The following is a 15,020-nucleotide window of genomic DNA, read 5'->3' as shown; positions in this document are numbered from 1 at the left end:
CTCGGCCCCTCCTGCTGTTGGCGTCCCCTCCATGCCACAACACTACGGACGACCACTGACAGTGCACCTCGAGCACCGCCTCGGCATCCGCGAACGCCCTTGACGCACAAGCGATCTGCCAGCTCAGGGACGCATCCGCCTCACGACCCCGTCGACGAGGACGACGTCGGCGCGCTCGTCCCCGCCCTCGACCCGGCGGGCGTTGGCCTCGTCGGAGCGCAGCACCCAGCTCGTCGCGTCGTCCGCGTCACGGCCGGTCCCCACGTGCCGGGTGACGAGCCGGTCCACGCGGGCGCCCGCGTCGAGGCCGCACCACCACACCTCGTCGAGCAGCGGCGGCACCGTCGTCCACGGGTCCTCGTCCAGCAGGAGGTAGTTGCCCTCGGTGACGACGAGGTCCGCCTCGACCGGGACGACCAGCGAGTCCGGCACGGGCTCGCCCTCGACGTGGTCGAAGCTGGGAGCGGCGACGGGCACGCGAGGCACCGTCCGCACGGAAGCCAGCACACCGGCATACGACGCGGTGTCGAAGGTGTCGGGCGCTCCCTTGCGGTCGCGCCTGCCGAGCTCGTCGAGCTCGCGGTCGGTGAGGTGGTAGCCGTCCATCGGGACGTGGGCGACCCGACCAGTCAGGCCCGGGTGGTCGGCCAGGGCGGCGAGGAGCCGCGCCACGAGCGTGGTCTTGCCGGCCCCCGGAGGTCCGGCGATGCCGAGCACCGCGCGACGAGGGGCGACCGCGGCGACGAGGGCCGCCACCCGGTCGGCCAGGTCCTCGACCCGGAGCCCGTCACCAGACACCGAACACCTGCCCGCCGATACGGACGGTGAAGGCCGCGACGACCACGACGAAGACCACGCGGACGAAGCCGCTCCCCCGCGACACCGCCGTACGGGCACCGACGTAGCCACCGAGGAGGTTCGCGGCGGCCATCACGGCCCCAACCTTCCACATCACGTGACCGCCGGGTGCGAAGACGGTGAGGGCGCCGAGGTTCGTCGCGAAGTTGGCGATCTTCGCCTTGGCGCTCGCCTCGAGGAAGGCGTAGCCCATGAGCCCGACGAGCGCGAAGACCATGAACGACCCCGTGCCCGGACCGAGCGCCCCGTCGTAGATCCCGATGACGAAACCGACGAGCATCGCCGTCACCGTGTGCCGCGTCCCGTCCCAGCGCAGCGCGGTGTCGGTGCCGAGCGAGGGCTTGGCGAGGGTGTAGCCCCCGACCGCGACGAGCATGACGAGGATGATCGGGTTGAACGCCGACTTGGGGATGTTCAGGCCGATGAGCGCACCCCCGATGGCGCCGACGTAGGCGACGGCTGCCATCGGCAGGGCGGTGCGCAGGTCCGGCCGGACGCGTCGCCAGTAGGTCGTCGCGCTGGCCACCGTGCCGGCGATCGAGCCGATCTTGTTCGTCGCGAGGACCTGTGCGGGCGTCGCCCCGGGGAAGCCGAGGAGCAGCGCAGGGATCTGGATGAGCCCTCCCCCGCCGACGACCGCGTCGATCCAGCCGGCGACGAACCCCGCGAGCGCCATGAGCGCCAGGCTCATCAGCTCCGGGTCGTTCATGCGGTCATGCGCGGGTCACGGCTGCGTCCAGCCGTCGACGATGTCGAGGATGTCGAGCAGCTCGTGCGCGACCGCGTCGGGGGTGACGTCGACGTCGACCTGCTGGTCGACCGGGATGTCCGAGTGCGGCACCCAGATCGCCCGCATGCCCACCTGCTGCGGTCCGTGGATGTCCTCGAACGGCCGGTCGCCGACGTAGGCCGCGCACTCCGGCTCCACGCCGAGCGCCTCGCAGGCGGCGAGGAACGCGTCGGCGTGGGGCTTCACGACGTGGATCTCGGAGGAGTAGACGTCGGCGTCGAGCAGGTCGAGCACGCCGTCGCGCTCGAACACCTCGCGGTGGTACTCCCGCGACCAGATCGTGTTGGAGAGGACACCGACGCGGATCCCCCTCTCGCGCAGCCCTTCCCAGAGCGGGCGGACCTGCTCGTCGGTGTGGGTGTGCGGCTCCCAGAACCCGCGGTATGCCGCGAGGGCCAGGTGGTGCCGGTCGTGCGCCGGGTCGACGCCCGCCGCCTCGAGGATGGCCTCGAGACTGGCGCTCGTGTGGTCGGTGCGGCCACGCTTCCATGCCAGGTCCTCGGCCTCGTGGATGCGCATCGCGAGCGAGTCGGCCTCGGCCAGCTCCTCGGCGGGCATCTCGCTGGCCTCGACAGGCACGCCGTGGACCTCTCGGGCATAGACCCGCCACTGCTCGGGCAGGTCGACCGTGTGCCACGGCGTGAGGGTGCCGCCCCAGTCGAAGATGACCGCCTCGAGCGTGCGCTGCCCGCTCACGCGCCCGTCCCGGGCTGCTGCTCGCGCACCTCGCGCAGGACCTCGTCGACGGCGGACGCGACGGCCACCTCACGGCGCTCGCCGGTGCGGCGGTCCTTGATCTCCACGACGCCGTTCTCGAGCGACTTGCCCACGACGACGATCGTCGGGATGCCGAGGAGCTCGGAGTCCTTGAACTTCACGCCGGGGCTGACCTTCTCGCGGTCGTCGTAGAGGACCTCGAGCCCCTGCCCCTCGAAGGCCGCGGTGAGCTCGTCGGCCTTGGCGAAGACGTCACCGTCGCGGTCGCGGTTCTTGCCCGTCGCCACGACGTGCACGTCGGCGGGGGTGACGTTGCGCGGCCAGCAGAGACCTGCCTCGTCGACGTTGCCCTCGGCGATCGCGGCGACGGCGCGCGAGACGCCGATGCCGTAGGAGCCCATCGTCACGGTGACGAGCTTGCCGTTCTCGTCCAGGACCTTGAGGTCGAGCGCCTCGGCGAACTTGCGGCCGAGCTGGAAGATGTGGCCCATCTCGATGCCGCGGGCGGTGTGCAGGACGCCCTGCCCGTCCGGGCTCGGGTCGCCGTCGCGCACCTCGGCGGCCTGGATCGTGCCGTCGGCGGTGAAGTCACGGCCGTGGACGAGGTCGAGGACGTGCTTGCCGTGCTCGTCGGCGCCGGTGACCCACGCGGACCCCTCGGCGACCGACGGGTCGAGCAGGTAGCGGATGCCCGACGGGCGCTCCTCGCCGAGCACGCCCGGACCGATGTAGCCCTTCGCGAGCACCGGGTGCGCCGCGAAGTCCTTCTCCTCGAACGCCGCCACCTCGGCCGGGCCGACCTGCGCCTCGAGCCGCTTGGCGTCGACCTCGCGGTCACCGGGCACGCCGATGGCGAGCGGCTCGCGCGTGCCGTCCGGGTGGACGAGCACGACGATGACGTTCTTCAGGGTGTCGGCAGCCGTCCAGGCGCGGCCGTCCTCGCGCGGGTGGTTCGCGTTGAGCGAGGCCACGAGCGTCTCGATCGTCGGGGTGTCGGGGGTGTCCTCGACGTGCGCGGCCGGCGTGCCCGAGGCGTCGACGGGCGCGGCCAGGGGCACGACGACCGCCTCGACGTTCGCGGCATACGTGCCGGCGTCGTTGCGGACGAACGTGTCCTCGCCGATCGGGCTCACCGCGAGGAACTCCTCGCTCGCCGAGCCGCCCATCGCACCGGACATCGCGGCGACGATGACGTACTCGAACCCGAGCCGGTCGAAGATCCGGACGTAGGCCGCACGGTGCGCGTCGTACGACGCCTGCAGCCCCTCGTCGCTCACGTCGAACGAGTAGGAGTCCTTCATGACGAACTCACGCCCGCGCAGGAGCCCCGCACGCGGACGCGCCTCGTCGCGGTACTTGTTCTGGATCTGGTACAGGCTGAGCGGCAGGTCCTTGTAGGAGCTGAACATGTCCTTGACGGCGAGGGTGAACATCTCCTCGTGCGTCGGCCCGAGCAGGTAGTCGACGCCCTTGCGGTCCTGCAGCCGGAAGATGTTGTCGCCGTACTCGGTCCACCGGTTCGTCGCCTCGTAGGGCTCACGCGGCAGCAGCGCCGGGAAGGTCAGCTCCTGGGCGCCGATGGCGTCCATCTCCTCGCGCACGATCCCCTCGACCTTGCGCAGCACCTTGAGCCCGAGCGGCAGCCACGTGTAGATGCCGGGCGCGGCACGCCGGATGTAGCCCGCGCGGACGAGGAGCCTGTGGCCGGGCAGCTCGGCGTCGGCCGGGTCCTCGCGCAGGGTTCGCAGGAACAGCGACGACATGCGCATGGCCACAGTGGGTCTCCATCGGTGAGGGTGGGGGAACTGCCCAAGGATAACGACGTGCCCGTATGCCGTTCACCCGCATTGCGGGTGCCGTCCCGGTGCGGCCACCCCGGTGATCGGGTCACCGGCGCGACCTAGGCTGGCCGCCATGGCGAGCGAGCTGACGATCGAGCGGGTGCTCACCCTCGTCGAGCTCGTGCCCGAGGGCCGGGTCGTCAGCTACGGCGACCTCGGGCGCATCGTCGGCGTCGGACCCAGGCAGGTGGGCTCCTTCCTGCGGCACCACAGCGAGGGACTGGCGTGGTGGCGGGTGGTGAACGCCTCCGGCGACGTCGCCGAGGGGCTGCGCGCACAGGCGTGGCCGCACTGGGAGCGTGAGGGCATCGCGCGCAAGCCCAACGGGCTGGGGTGCCGGATGGAGGCCTACCGGGCCGACCTCGTCGTTTTGGAGCGGGCCTACCGTGAGCGCATCGCCGACACCCTGGCTTCCATGGGGACCTCGCTTCCCCGGACGAGCCGGCCGGCGCAGAACACGTTGGAGAGGGCGGGCGTGACGACGCTCGAGGAGCTCAGCGAGTGGCGGCGTGCCGACGTGGCCGCACTGCACGGCATGGGGCCCAAGGCGCTCGCGCTCCTCGACACCGCGCTGGGTCACGCCGGCCTCGACTGGAGGGCCTGAACCGCAGCGTCAGCCGGTCGCGTCGGACTCGGCGGCGCGCTTGAGCCTGGCCAGTCCCCGGTCGAAGTCCTTGCCCACCAGCTTCTCAGTGGGCATGACCTTGGCGAAGAGCGCCCCTACGCCGGTGTTGTTGCCCCGCATGACCCAGTCCACCGACGTGCCGTGACCTGCGGGGGTGAGCACGAACTCGATCTCGTGGTTGGCCCTGAAGGGCTTGGTGAAGTGCAGGTCGACGGCGACCCGCTCGGCGCTGGAGCGGGTGATCTCCATCGAGCCGGCGCCTGCCTTGCGGTTGCCCTGCCACTCGTAGCGGGCACCTACCCCCGAGTCGAAGCCGGAGTACACCCGACGCAGGCCTGGTCGACGTCCTCCCACGGCGACCAGGCCTCCCAGCGGTGGAAGTCGTTGATGAGCGCATGGACCACGGTGGGCGGCGCGGAGATGGAGGTGCTGCGGCTGAACTCGAAGGCGGCCATGGAATCAGCGTAGGACTCCCCCGCCGAGCCGCCCAGTGGGTCAGATCCGACCAGCGGCCCGCAGGGCCGTGCGGATCAGCGGCCACTGCAGCGGCAGCCGGGCCAGCGTGCCGGCGAAGAACGCCTTGGACCCGGTGTCGTGCCGACGCCTGGCCCTCTTGGCGTGCGAGGCGCTCATCTGGACGTTGGCGGGGAAGACGGCGACGAGGAGGGCTGCGCTGGCCAGCCCGGCGACCTTGCGGGTGCTCGGGTGGAGCAGCCCGAGGGCGCACACGATCTCGGCGACGCCGCTGACGTGGACGAGCTCCCGCCGGCGGGGCAGCACGTGCGGCACCATGCCCTCGAAGACCTGCGGGCGGAGCAGGTGGGTGGCTCCCGAGGTGAGGAACAGGGTCACGAGACCGAGCGTGGCCTTGTCGAGCGGCGGGGTCGTCTGCGGCATACGCGTCATCCTAGGGACGCCGACGCCCCCGCTGCGTGGGCAACGGGGGCCCCCGCTGCGTGGGCAACGGGGGCGCGGTCGGGTGGTGTCAGACGGTGGGCGGGACGGACGGCGGCGGGACCGTGCCGTCGGTGGCCGTGCCGGTGACCGGCGTGGAGGTCGGCGGCGTCGTCGCCGGAGGGGTCGGCCGGATGCCGAGGCCGGAGCGCGCGGCGTTGCCGGCCTTGCCGACCTTGTCGGCGTACTTGGGGCCGACCTTGCGGCCGACGGCGGACTCGACCTTGCCGATGGTCGACGAGACGCTGTCGGGATTCTTGCGGGCGTACTCACGGGCCTGCTTGGCGAGGCCGGCGAGGGCGGCGAGCTTGATGACGCCACGTGCCATGGGGTCCTCCTCGGGTTGGGGTGGTGCACTGCACCGGTGATCTACCCAGACTGTCACGGACTTCCCCCCTCGCCGCCTCCCGGTCCTCGGGAACCCCGCGCGGCACACGAGATCCCCGAGGTCAGAGGAGGACGGTGGTGAAGTCCCCCACGGCCGTGAACCCGAGCCGGTCGTAGGTCGCCAGCGCGGCGGTGTTGAAGTCGTTGACGTAGAGCGAGAGCAACGGCGCCGGTCCGGCCATCACCTGCTCCATGACCGAGGCGAGCATCGACACCGCCAGCCCCTGTCCGCGCAGGTGCGGCGCCAGCCACACCCCCTGGAGCTGGGCGCACCCCAGCGCCAAGGACCCGATGTCGGTCTTGAAGACGACCTCACCGTCCTCGACGACCACATAGGTGTGCCCCCGCGCGATGAGCGAGGCCAGCGAGCCGCGGTAGCCGCGCGCGGACCCGGTGTAGGGCGGGTAGCCGATCTCGGCCGTGAACATGTGCACCGCCGCCGGCAGGACGAGGTCCACGTCGTCGGCGCGAGCCGGCCGCACTCGCGGGTCGAGCTGGACCCCCAGCGCGGACGGCGGCGTGGAGGTCGAGAGCAGCGGCTGGTGCGAGCGGATGGCGCGGGGCGCGCCCCAGTGCGGCTCCAGCGCCCCCCAGAGGTCGACAACCTCCTCACGTGGACCCAGCAGCGAGGCCACCCGCCCACGCCAGCGGCGCATCCGTTCGGCGTAGACCGCCCGGGACGCCGGGTCGGACTCGACGGGCACGACGTTGGCACTCGCCCAGCAGAGCGAGCTGAGGCGGCCGTCCTCGCGCACGGACAGGGCCGAGTCGAAGGACCCGGACGGGATGCCCTCGAGGATGCGCGCGGCCACGAAGACGTGAGCCGCCGGGTTGCGCGAGCAGAGCTCGAGGGCGTCGTCGACGTCGGCTCGGGTGAGGGACCTCACCGGGTTACGGGTGCGCAGCACGGTCCCAGCCTAGGAGCAGAGCGGGCCCCGGTGCGCGGGTTCAGCCGACCGTCACGTTGGGAGCGCCGGCGGACTCCTCGTCCATCGGCTCACCCATCTCCTCGGCGATGCGCATGGCCTCCTCGATGAGGGTCTCGACGATCAGCGCCTCGGGGACGGTCTTGATGACCTCGCCCTTGACGAAGATCTGCCCCTTCCCGTTGCCGGAGGCGACGCCGAGGTCGGCCTCACGCGCCTCGCCAGGGCCGTTGACGACGCAGCCCATGACGGCCACACGCAGCGGGACGGTCATGCCCTCGAGGCCGGCGGTGACCTGCTCGGCGAGGGTGTAGACGTCGACCTGCGCGCGCCCGCACGACGGGCACGAGACGATCTCGAGCTTGCGCGGCTTGAGGTTGAGCGACTGCAGGATCTGGTTGCCGACCTTGACCTCCTCGACGGGAGGGGCTGACAGCGAGACGCGGATGGTGTCGCCGATGCCCTTGGACAGCAGCGCCCCGAAGGCGGTCGCCGACTTGATCGTGCCCTGGAAGGCCGGACCGGCCTCGGTGACGCCGAGGTGCAGCGGCCAGTCGCCCCGTTCGGAGAGCATCTCGTAGGCGCGCACCATGACGACGGGGTCGTTGTGCTTCACCGAGATCTTGAAGTCGTGGAAGTCGTGCTCCTCGAAGAGACCGGCCTCCCACACCGCCGACTCGACGAGCGCCTCGGCCGTCGCCTTGCCGTGCTTCTGGAGCAGGCGGGGGTCGAGCGAGCCGGCGTTGACGCCGATCCGGATGGAGACCCCCGCGTCCTTGGCGGCCGCGGCGATCTGCTTGACCTGGTCGTCGAACTTGCGGATGTTGCCGGGGTTGACCCGGACCGCGGCGCAGCCGGCGTCGATCGCCGCGAAGACGTACTTCGGCTGGAAGTGGATGTCGGCGATGACCGGGATCTGCGACTTGCGGGCGATCGCGGGCAGGGCCTCGGCGTCGTCCTGGCTCGGGCACGCGACGCGCACGATGTCGCAGCCGGTCGCGGTGAGCTCGGCGATCTGCTGGAGCGTGGCGTTGATGTCGGTGGTCGGGGTGGTCGTCATCGACTGCACCGAGATGGGGGCGTCCCCGCCGACCTCCACCTTGCCGACCTTGATCTTGCGCGTCCTGCGACGGGGAGCCAGGACGGGCGGGGGCAGGGACGGCATACCGAGACCAACAGTCATGTCGTCCAGTATCCGGTATGACGGCTGCGCACGTGTCCGCGCACCCTTCCCGCAGCCTCAGCCGCCGAGGTTGACCGGGTTGACGATGTCGGCGTAGATGAGCAGCGCCGACATGACGAGCAGGCCCAGGGACACGGCATACGCCACCGGAAGGGCCTTGGCGACGTCGACCGGACCCGGATCCGGGTTGCCGCGCAGCCGGGCCCAGCCCTTCTTGGTGCCCTCCCACAGCGCGCCGGCGACGTGCCCGCCGTCCAGCGGCAGCAGCGGGATGAGGTTGAAGACGAAGAGCATGAGGTTGAGCGAGGCGATGAGCTGGATGAGGAACCACGCCTTGTCGCCCCACGACTCGCCCACGATGCGGTCGAGCCTGCCCGCGGAGACGTCACCCGCGACGCGGCCGACGCCGACGACGGACATCGGGCTCTCGATGTCGCGCTCCTGGCCGGCGAACGCCGCCTGCCACACGCCGACCATCCGCTCCGGGATGCGGACCATCGCGCCGGCCGTCGTCACGAGGCCCTGCCCGAGGATGTCGGGCACCGCGGTGACGGGCTGCGGCTCGTAGTCGAACGGCGGTGCGGAGGAGACGCCGAGGTAGCCCGTCTCGACGACCCGCTGGGTGCCGTCGGCGTCGAGGATCGGCTGGCCCGCGTCGTCGTAGGCCGGCAGCGTGTTGAGGATCGGGGTGGCGGTGAGCGTGACCTCGGCACCCTCCCGCACGACGACGATGTCGGTCGGCTGACCCACGCGCGGGCGGATCATCCGACCGACGTCGGCGGTCGCGGTGACCGGTTCGCCGTTGATCGAGCGGATCTCGTCACCGGGGCGGATGCCGGCGGCGTTGGCCGGGGTGTCCGCGGCGCCCACGCAGCTCGGGTTGCTCGTGGCCTCCTCCACCGTCTTGACGCACTCCGCGACCGAGGCCACGACGGCACCGGGGCGGGCGGTGGGGATGCCGTGGGCAGTGACGAGGATGGTCAGCAGGACGACGGCGATGAGGAGGTTCATGACCGGGCCGCCCAGCATGATGACGACCTTGCGGTGCACCGGGAGCTTCCAGAAGACGCGGCGGTCGTCGCCGGGCTGGATCTCCTCCAGCGAGGCCTTGCGGGCCTCGTCGGCGAGCTGGCTGAAGCGCCCGGTCGAGGAGACCCGCATCTTGGTGGGGTCGTCCCCGGCCCGAGGCGGGAACATCCCGATCATCCGGATGTAGCCACCGAGCGGGATCGCCTTGAGGCCGTACTCGGTCTCCCCGCGGCGGCGTGACCAGATCGTCGGCCCGAAGCCGACCATGTACTGGGTGACCCGGACGCCGAAGCGCTTGGCCGGCACCAAGTGCCCCACCTCGTGCAGGGCGATCGAGGCGGCCACGCCGAAGGCCAGGACGACGACGCCCACGACGTACGCGACAACGGTCATGAACTCCACACCTCAAGGTCGTTCGGGTCTGCGACCGGGATCAGAGGCCGAGCTCGGCGGCTGCCTGCTCCCGTGCCCACGCGTCGGCGTCGAGCACTCCCTCAACGGTCGACGCGTCGGATTCTCTCCCAGTATGCGCGTCCACGACCCGGGCGATGGCGTCGACGATGTCGACGAAGCCGATCCGCCCCTCGTGGAAGGCGTCGACGGCGACCTCGTTGGCGGCGTTGTAGACGGCCGGGAACGTGCCTCCGGCCTCCCCCACCTGCCGGGCAAGCCGGACCGCCGGGAACGCCTCGTCGTCCAGCGGGGCGAAGTCCCACGACTGCGCCATCGACCAGTCGCACGGCACGTCGATGTCGTCGAGCCGCTCCGGCCACGAGAGGCCCAGCGCGATGGGCACGAGCATCCGGGGAGGACCGAGCTGGGCGATCGTCGACCCGTCGCGGAACTCGACCATCGAGTGGATCTGCTGCTGCGGGTGGACGACGACGTCGATCCGGTCGAAGGGGATGTCGAAGAGCAGGTGCGCCTCGATGACCTCCAGCCCCTTGTTGACGAGCGTGGCCGAGTTGGTCGTGATGACGCGCCCCATGGAGAAGTTCGGGTGGGCCAGGGCCTGCTCGGGGGTGACGTCGGCGAGCTCGGCCCTGCTGCGGCCCCGGAACGGACCTCCGCTCGCGGTGACGACGAGCCGCCGGACCTCTTCGGCGCGACCGCCGCGCAGGGACTGGGCGATGGCGCTGTGCTCGCTGTCGACGGGGATGATCTGGTCGGGCCTCGCCGCCCGGGTGACGAGGTCGCCGCCGATGATGAGCGACTCCTTGTTGGCGAGGGCGAGGACCGACCCGGCCGCGAGCGCCGCGAGGGTGGGACGCAGCCCGATGGACCCGGTGACACCGTTGAGGACGACGTCGGCACCCACGCGTGCGGCGGCCTCCGCGGCCTCCTTCCCGACCACGATCTCCGGCGCGTATGCCGGCCCACGCAGGGCGTGGGACCCGCGCCGCAGGCTCGCGGCATACGCACCGATCGCCCGGCGCAGGTCGTCAGCCGAGCCGGTCGCCAGGGCGACGAGCGGCACCTCGAAGTCGACCGCCTGGCGGGCGAGCAGGCTCGTGTTGCTGCCGGCGGAGAGGGCGGCGACGGTGAACCGGTCGCGGTTGCGGCCGATGACGTCGAGGGCCTGGGTGCCGATGGACCCGGTCGACCCGAGGACGGCGACGCTGCGGGGGCTCACGCGTGGGCCTCGTTCTCGCGGGAGGCCTCGATGGCGGCGCGACGGGCGAGCCGGTGCTCGCGGCGGATCTCGGCCTCGCGGAAGCGGCGGCGCTCCTCCGGGGTCACGAGCTCGAGCGCCGGGACGGTGGCGGGCCGGCCCTCGGCGTCGATCGCCACCATGACGAGGTAGGCGCTGGCGACGTGCACCCGCTCGGTGACCGAGTCCCACCGGTCGACCTCGACGCGGACCCCGACCTCCATGGAGGAGCGGCCCGCCCAGTTGAGCTGGGCGGTCGAGTGCAGGATGTCGCCGACTCGGACCGGGGTCACGAAGGTCATCTCGTCCATGGCGGCGGTGACGGCGGGGCCGCCGGCATAGCGGTTGGCGACCACCCCGGCGATGCTGTCGACGGCCTTCATGAGGTGGCCGCCATGGACGGTGCCGAGCAGGTTGGCCTCGGTCCCGCGCATGATCTCGGACAGGGTCACTCGGGTGTCACTGGGCGTCGTCACGCCCGCCATCCTGCCAGCGGGTCAGCCCGCCGTCGGGCGGCCGGGTGCAGCGCTGGCTCAGCGGTCGATGACGGTGACGTGCACGTGGGGGTGGTCCTGCTGCAGCTCGTCGAGGATCCCCTCGATGCCGGCGAGAGCGCGCGGGTCGTCCTGCCGCAGCCCCGCCACACCGTCCCAGACGAGCTCCCACTCCCCCTGGCCCGCGCTCTCGCGCGCGAAGGTGTCGAGGCAGTCGGCCAGGGCGTCGAGGTTCATCCCGAACCACTCGGGGAAGTTGAGGGTCGCCGAGAAGGCCTCGAGGGCCTCCGCCTTGGTGGACCGCGCCGGGATGACCTGGACCTCGCGGCCCTCCTCACGCGCGTCGGCGACGAGCCCGTCGAGGTCGACGCGGGCGCCGAGGTGCCTCATCATCACTGGCCCTCCTGGATCTGCCGGAAGCTGTCGTAGTGGTCGTCGGTCCAGAACGTGTCGCCGTCCCGGCCGGTCACGATGCGACGGGCACCGCGGTCGTCGGAGCCGGGGGTCTCGACGGTGTACTCGCGGTAGTACCCACGCTGGCGCTGCGGCAGTATCCGCTCCCGGTTCTGGAAGGTCCGGTCGTCCTGGTCGTACGGGTAGGGCCCACCCGCTCGGATGAGTGCCAGTGTGGCGCGGGCCTCCCCGGGGAGCCTGGACTCGGCGATGGTGTCCAGCCCCGAGTCGGGGGTCGTGGTCGCGGAGGGCGACGCCGTGGCTCCCGGTGTCGGCGGCGCCGTGGCGCTCGCACGGGCGGTGGGGGTGTCGGCGTCGGTCGTGTCCTCCCGGGTCGCGACCCACCACAGCCCTGCCACCAGCGCCAGGACGAGCAGCGGCGCCAGCCAGGTGAGCGCCGGGCGGCGTCCGGTCACGGGTGTGGTCACGCGCGCCATCATGCCCGGTGGAGACGACGGTCAGCCGGCGTCCGTCAGGGGTTGAGGGAGACGTAGGTGGTCTCGAGGTACTCGGAGATGCCCTCGAAGCCTCCCTCGCGACCGAAGCCCGAGTGCTTGACCCCACCGAACGGCGCCGCGGCGTTGGAGACGATGCCGGTGTTGATGCCCACCATGCCGAACTCGAGGGACTCGCTGAGGCGCAGCACCCGCGCGTGGTCGCGGGTGTAGGCGTAGGCGACGAGGCCGTACTCGGTCGCGTTGGCCTGCCGCACGGCGTCGGCTTCGTCCGCGAACGTCGTGACCGGCGCGACCGGGCCGAAGATCTCCTCGGACAGCACCCGCGCACCGGCCGGCACGTCGGCGAGGACCGTCGGGGCGTAGAAGTGCCCGCGACCGGCGACCTTCTCGCCACCGGTGAGCACCCGAGCCCCCCGGTCGACCGCGTCGCGGACCAGCTCGTCGACGCCCTCACGTGCCTCGTCGGTGATGAGCGGGCCGACCTGGACGCCGGCCCTCGTGCCCTTGCCGACCGTCAGCGCGCCCATCCGCGTGGCGAGGCGGGCCGAGAAGTCGTCGGCGACGGAATCGTGGACGAGGAAGCGGTTGGCGGACGTGCAGGCCTCGCCGATGTTGCGCATCTTGGCGAGCATCGCCCCGTCGACGGCTGCGTCGAGGTCGGCGTCGTCGAAGACGAGGAACGGGGCGTTGCCACCGAGCTCCATCGACACCCGCAGGAGCTGCTCCGCCGACTGCTCGACGAGCCGCTTCCCCACCGCGGTCGAGCCGGTGAAGGTGAGCTTGCGCAGCCGCGGGTCGCGGATGATCGGTTCGGACACCTCGGCCGTCGACGAGGTGGTGATGACGTTGAGGACACCCGGGGGCAGCCCGGCCTCCTCGAGCACCGCGGCGAGCGCGAGCATCGACAGCGGCGTCTCACCAGCGGGCTTCATCACCATGGTGCAGCCCGCCGCGACCGCCGGGCCGATCTTGCGCGTGCCCATGGCGAGCGGGAAGTTCCACGGCGTGACCATGAACGTCGGTCCGACGGGCTTCTGGAGCGTGAGCAGGCGCGACCCGCCCGCCGGGTTCACGGCATACCGGCCGTGGATGCGCACCGCCTCCTCACTGAACCACCGGAGGAACTCCGCGCCGTAGGTGACCTCGCCGCGCGACTCGGCGAGCGGCTTGCCCATCTCGAGGGTCATGAGCAGCGCGAGCTCCTCGGTGCGCGCGGTCACCAGCTCGAAGGCCCGCCGCAGGATCTCGCCTCGCTCCCGCGGCGGCGTGGCGGCCCACTCGCCCTGAGCCGCGACGGCGGCGTCCAGGGCCGCCGTGCCGTCGGCCACGGTGCCGTCGGCCACCTCGACGAGCACCGAGCCGGTGGCCGGGTCGTGCACGGGGAACGTTGCCGCGGTGGACGCGTCGCGCCACGTCCCGCCGATGAGCAGCTGGGTCGGGACGGACGCGAGGACGGACTTCTGGGTCACGGCAGCCATGGACCGACCCTAGCCACAGTGGGGGCACCGGACCGCCGCCCGTGTGCGCGGCCGGTGCAGGATGGGCCCATGACCGAGATCGAGAGCCTGGCCGACCTCGACGCCACGCTGGCCGACGGGTCGGCGTTGCGCGGACTGCGCATCCAGGACCTCGACCTCACCGGCCACGAGGCACAGCTGCTCGCCCGCACCGACCTCGACGGCATGGTCGTCCTGGGCGGCCGTCTCTCCCCCGACCTCGACGCGCACCTCAGGCTGCACGGGGCGCTCGTCTTCCCGACGGACCCGCACGCGCCGGTCAACCCCTACCGGGCCACGCTCTACCAGCCCCACGAGCTCTACGAGGGGCTGGCCGAGCGGGGCTACGAGGGCACGCCGGACGCCCTGGCGTACCACTGGTCGCGTGACGCGACCCTGCACCACGACGCTTTCGTCAGCCTCCTCCGAGCGGTCCACGACGACTCGATGAGCGACGCCCTCACCGAGCTCCTCCACGGCGCCCCGGTGGTCGGGGTCATGGGTGGGCACGCGCTCGCGCGCGGGACCGACGCGTATGCCGGTGCCGCCGGTCTCGGTCACCGGCTCGCCTCCGCCGGCCTCGTCGTCGCGACCGGGGGCGGGCCGGGGGCCATGGAGGCCGCCAACCTCGGAGCGCTCTGCCCGTCGGAGCAGGTCCTGGGCAGCGTGCTCGAGCGGCTGGCTGCCGTCCCCTCGTTCCGTCCCTCGATCGAGGAGTGGGCCCGGGTCGCCCTCGAGGCTCATGACGACATCGTGCGCATCCCCGTGGAGGAGCGGTCGGTGCGCTCCGTCGGCATCCCGACGTGGTTCTACGGGCACGAGCCGCCCAACGTGTTCTGCAACGGGATCGCCAAGTACTTCAGCAACGCCGTCCGTGAGGACGGCCTGCTGGCGCGTGCCACCGCCGGTCTCGTGGTGCTGCACGGCGCGGCCGGGACGGTGCAGGAGATCTTCCAGTCGATCACCCCGCTGTACTACGCCGAGGAGGACCGCACCCTCGCCCCGCTCGTCCTCGTCGGCGTCGACCACTGGTCGCGCGAGGTCCCGGTGTGGCCGGCCATCGAGGCCCTCGGCCGTGACCGTGGCCTCGGCCGGGTCGTGCACCTCGTCGACAGCGTCGAGGAGGCGGCCGAGCTCGTGGTGGGCTCTCGCGCCTGA

At 71.9% G+C, this 15,020-nt stretch carries 18 protein-coding genes; 2 read left to right on the top strand and 16 right to left on the bottom strand.

The window, feature by feature from the left end; all coding sequences use genetic code 11:
* Nucleotides 1-123: 123 nt before the first annotated feature.
* The 4 genes from ACOJV9_RS03355 to ACOJV9_RS03340 are packed head-to-tail and all read right to left on the bottom strand — an operon-like array spanning nt 124 to nt 4,140.
* Nucleotides 124-798 carry a nucleoside/nucleotide kinase family protein gene (locus ACOJV9_RS03355; RefSeq protein ID WP_420183747.1) on the bottom strand — a complete coding sequence of 225 codons (675 nt, stop codon included), beginning with the start codon at nt 796-798 and terminating at the stop codon, nt 124-126.
* Complete coding sequence (locus ACOJV9_RS03350) at nt 788-1,567, bottom strand: TSUP family transporter (RefSeq protein WP_420183746.1); 780 nt, start codon at nt 1,565-1,567, stop codon at nt 788-790. Before ACOJV9_RS03350 ends, ACOJV9_RS03355 begins: the two co-directional genes overlap by 11 nt.
* A gap of 15 nt (nt 1,568-1,582) precedes the next feature.
* A complete protein-coding gene (locus ACOJV9_RS03345; RefSeq protein WP_420183745.1) occupies nt 1,583-2,344 on the bottom strand; it encodes an HAD family hydrolase in 762 nt (253 codons plus the stop codon).
* The gene (locus ACOJV9_RS03340; protein ID WP_420183744.1) at nt 2,341-4,140 is read right to left on the bottom strand and encodes a proline--tRNA ligase; all 1,800 of its coding nucleotides are present in this window, start codon (nt 4,138-4,140) and stop codon (nt 2,341-2,343) included. The genes ACOJV9_RS03345 and ACOJV9_RS03340 overlap by 4 nt, the downstream gene beginning before the upstream one ends.
* A 139-nt stretch (nt 4,141-4,279) precedes the next feature.
* On the opposite strand from ACOJV9_RS03340, the gene ACOJV9_RS03335 reads away from it, so the two are divergent.
* Nucleotides 4,280-4,810: an MGMT family protein gene (locus ACOJV9_RS03335; RefSeq protein WP_420183743.1), complete on the top strand. Its 531-nt coding sequence runs from the start codon at nt 4,280-4,282 to the stop codon at nt 4,808-4,810.
* A gap of 9 nt (nt 4,811-4,819) precedes the next feature.
* On the opposite strand, the gene ACOJV9_RS03330 is transcribed toward ACOJV9_RS03335, so the two are convergent.
* The 12 genes from ACOJV9_RS03330 to ACOJV9_RS03275 all read right to left on the bottom strand — a co-directional run bounded on the left by ACOJV9_RS03330 (nt 4,820) and on the right by ACOJV9_RS03275 (nt 13,844).
* Nucleotides 4,820-5,155, bottom strand: coding sequence for an SRPBCC family protein (locus ACOJV9_RS03330; protein ID WP_420183742.1), 336 nt, complete (start codon nt 5,153-5,155; stop codon nt 4,820-4,822).
* Nucleotides 5,128-5,286: an SRPBCC family protein gene (locus ACOJV9_RS03325; RefSeq protein WP_420183741.1), complete on the bottom strand. Its 159-nt coding sequence runs from the start codon at nt 5,284-5,286 to the stop codon at nt 5,128-5,130. The genes ACOJV9_RS03330 and ACOJV9_RS03325 overlap by 28 nt, the downstream gene beginning before the upstream one ends.
* 40 nt (nt 5,287-5,326) lie before the next feature.
* Entirely contained in the window at nt 5,327-5,728 is a 402-nt protein-coding gene (locus ACOJV9_RS03320) for a DoxX family protein (protein WP_420183740.1), read from the bottom strand.
* Between the two features lie 88 nt (nt 5,729-5,816).
* The gene (locus tag ACOJV9_RS03315; protein WP_420183739.1) at nt 5,817-6,113 is read right to left on the bottom strand and encodes an antitoxin; all 297 of its coding nucleotides are present in this window, start codon (nt 6,111-6,113) and stop codon (nt 5,817-5,819) included.
* 121 nt (nt 6,114-6,234) lie between these two features.
* Entirely contained in the window at nt 6,235-7,080 is an 846-nt protein-coding gene (locus tag ACOJV9_RS03310) for a GNAT family N-acetyltransferase (protein WP_420183738.1), read from the bottom strand.
* A 40-nt stretch (nt 7,081-7,120) separates the two neighbouring features.
* The gene (ispG, locus tag ACOJV9_RS03305; RefSeq protein WP_420183737.1) at nt 7,121-8,281 is read right to left on the bottom strand and encodes a flavodoxin-dependent (E)-4-hydroxy-3-methylbut-2-enyl-diphosphate synthase; all 1,161 of its coding nucleotides are present in this window, start codon (nt 8,279-8,281) and stop codon (nt 7,121-7,123) included.
* 57 nt (nt 8,282-8,338) lie between these two features.
* The gene (locus ACOJV9_RS03300) at nt 8,339-9,703 is read right to left on the bottom strand and encodes a M50 family metallopeptidase (RefSeq protein WP_420183736.1); all 1,365 of its coding nucleotides are present in this window, start codon (nt 9,701-9,703) and stop codon (nt 8,339-8,341) included.
* Between the two features lie 40 nt (nt 9,704-9,743).
* Nucleotides 9,744-10,943, bottom strand: coding sequence for a 1-deoxy-D-xylulose-5-phosphate reductoisomerase (dxr, locus tag ACOJV9_RS03295; RefSeq protein WP_420183735.1), 1,200 nt, complete (start codon nt 10,941-10,943; stop codon nt 9,744-9,746).
* The gene (locus ACOJV9_RS03290) at nt 10,940-11,446 is read right to left on the bottom strand and encodes an acyl-CoA thioesterase (protein WP_420183734.1); all 507 of its coding nucleotides are present in this window, start codon (nt 11,444-11,446) and stop codon (nt 10,940-10,942) included. The genes dxr and ACOJV9_RS03290 overlap by 4 nt, the downstream gene beginning before the upstream one ends.
* Before the next feature lie 48 nt (nt 11,447-11,494).
* Nucleotides 11,495-11,848, bottom strand: coding sequence for a barstar family protein (locus ACOJV9_RS03285; RefSeq protein WP_420183733.1), 354 nt, complete (start codon nt 11,846-11,848; stop codon nt 11,495-11,497).
* Nucleotides 11,848-12,345 (bottom strand): guanyl-specific ribonuclease, encoded by a 498-nt coding sequence (locus ACOJV9_RS03280; RefSeq protein WP_420183732.1) that lies wholly within the window; start codon nt 12,343-12,345, stop codon nt 11,848-11,850. Before ACOJV9_RS03280 ends, ACOJV9_RS03285 begins: the two co-directional genes overlap by 1 nt.
* A gap of 35 nt (nt 12,346-12,380) precedes the next feature.
* On the bottom strand, nt 12,381-13,844 hold the full coding sequence (locus ACOJV9_RS03275; RefSeq protein WP_420183731.1) for an NAD-dependent succinate-semialdehyde dehydrogenase: 1,464 nt from the start codon (nt 13,842-13,844) through the stop codon (nt 12,381-12,383).
* A gap of 69 nt (nt 13,845-13,913) precedes the next feature.
* Between ACOJV9_RS03275 and ACOJV9_RS03270 the strand changes: the two genes are divergently transcribed.
* A complete protein-coding gene (locus ACOJV9_RS03270) occupies nt 13,914-15,020 on the top strand; it encodes an LOG family protein (RefSeq protein WP_420183730.1) in 1,107 nt (368 codons plus the stop codon).

The sequence above is a fragment of the Knoellia terrae genome, from assembly GCF_048606435.1.
GTDB lineage: Bacteria > Actinomycetota > Actinomycetes > Actinomycetales > Dermatophilaceae > Knoellia > Knoellia terrae.
The sequence above is the reverse complement of the archived record's forward strand: the minus strand, read 5'-3'. Positions and strand labels throughout refer to the sequence as shown.

Excerpts from the sequence above, each read along its gene's own strand:
- ACOJV9_RS03320 (WP_420183740.1), bottom strand. The coding sequence starts at position 5,728 with ATGCCGCAGACGACCCCGCCGCTCGACAAGGCCACGCTCGGTCTCGTG.
- ispG (WP_420183737.1), bottom strand. The coding sequence starts at position 8,281 with ATGACTGTTGGTCTCGGTATGCCGTCCCTGCCCCCGCCCGTCCTGGCT.
- ACOJV9_RS03290 (WP_420183734.1), bottom strand. The coding sequence starts at position 11,446 with ATGGCGGGCGTGACGACGCCCAGTGACACCCGAGTGACCCTGTCCGAG.
- ACOJV9_RS03280 (WP_420183732.1), bottom strand. The coding sequence starts at position 12,345 with ATGGCGCGCGTGACCACACCCGTGACCGGACGCCGCCCGGCGCTCACC.
- ACOJV9_RS03315 (WP_420183739.1), bottom strand. The coding sequence starts at position 6,113 with ATGGCACGTGGCGTCATCAAGCTCGCCGCCCTCGCCGGCCTCGCCAAG.
- ACOJV9_RS03335 (WP_420183743.1), top strand. The coding sequence starts at position 4,280 with ATGGCGAGCGAGCTGACGATCGAGCGGGTGCTCACCCTCGTCGAGCTC.
- ACOJV9_RS03270 (WP_420183730.1), top strand. The coding sequence starts at position 13,914 with ATGACCGAGATCGAGAGCCTGGCCGACCTCGACGCCACGCTGGCCGAC.
- ACOJV9_RS03285 (WP_420183733.1), bottom strand. The coding sequence starts at position 11,848 with ATGATGAGGCACCTCGGCGCCCGCGTCGACCTCGACGGGCTCGTCGCC.
- ACOJV9_RS03300 (WP_420183736.1), bottom strand. The coding sequence starts at position 9,703 with ATGACCGTTGTCGCGTACGTCGTGGGCGTCGTCGTCCTGGCCTTCGGC.
- ACOJV9_RS03350 (WP_420183746.1), bottom strand. The coding sequence starts at position 1,567 with ATGAACGACCCGGAGCTGATGAGCCTGGCGCTCATGGCGCTCGCGGGG.
- ACOJV9_RS03325 (WP_420183741.1), bottom strand. The coding sequence starts at position 5,286 with ATGGCCGCCTTCGAGTTCAGCCGCAGCACCTCCATCTCCGCGCCGCCC.
- ACOJV9_RS03275 (WP_420183731.1), bottom strand. The coding sequence starts at position 13,844 with ATGGCTGCCGTGACCCAGAAGTCCGTCCTCGCGTCCGTCCCGACCCAG.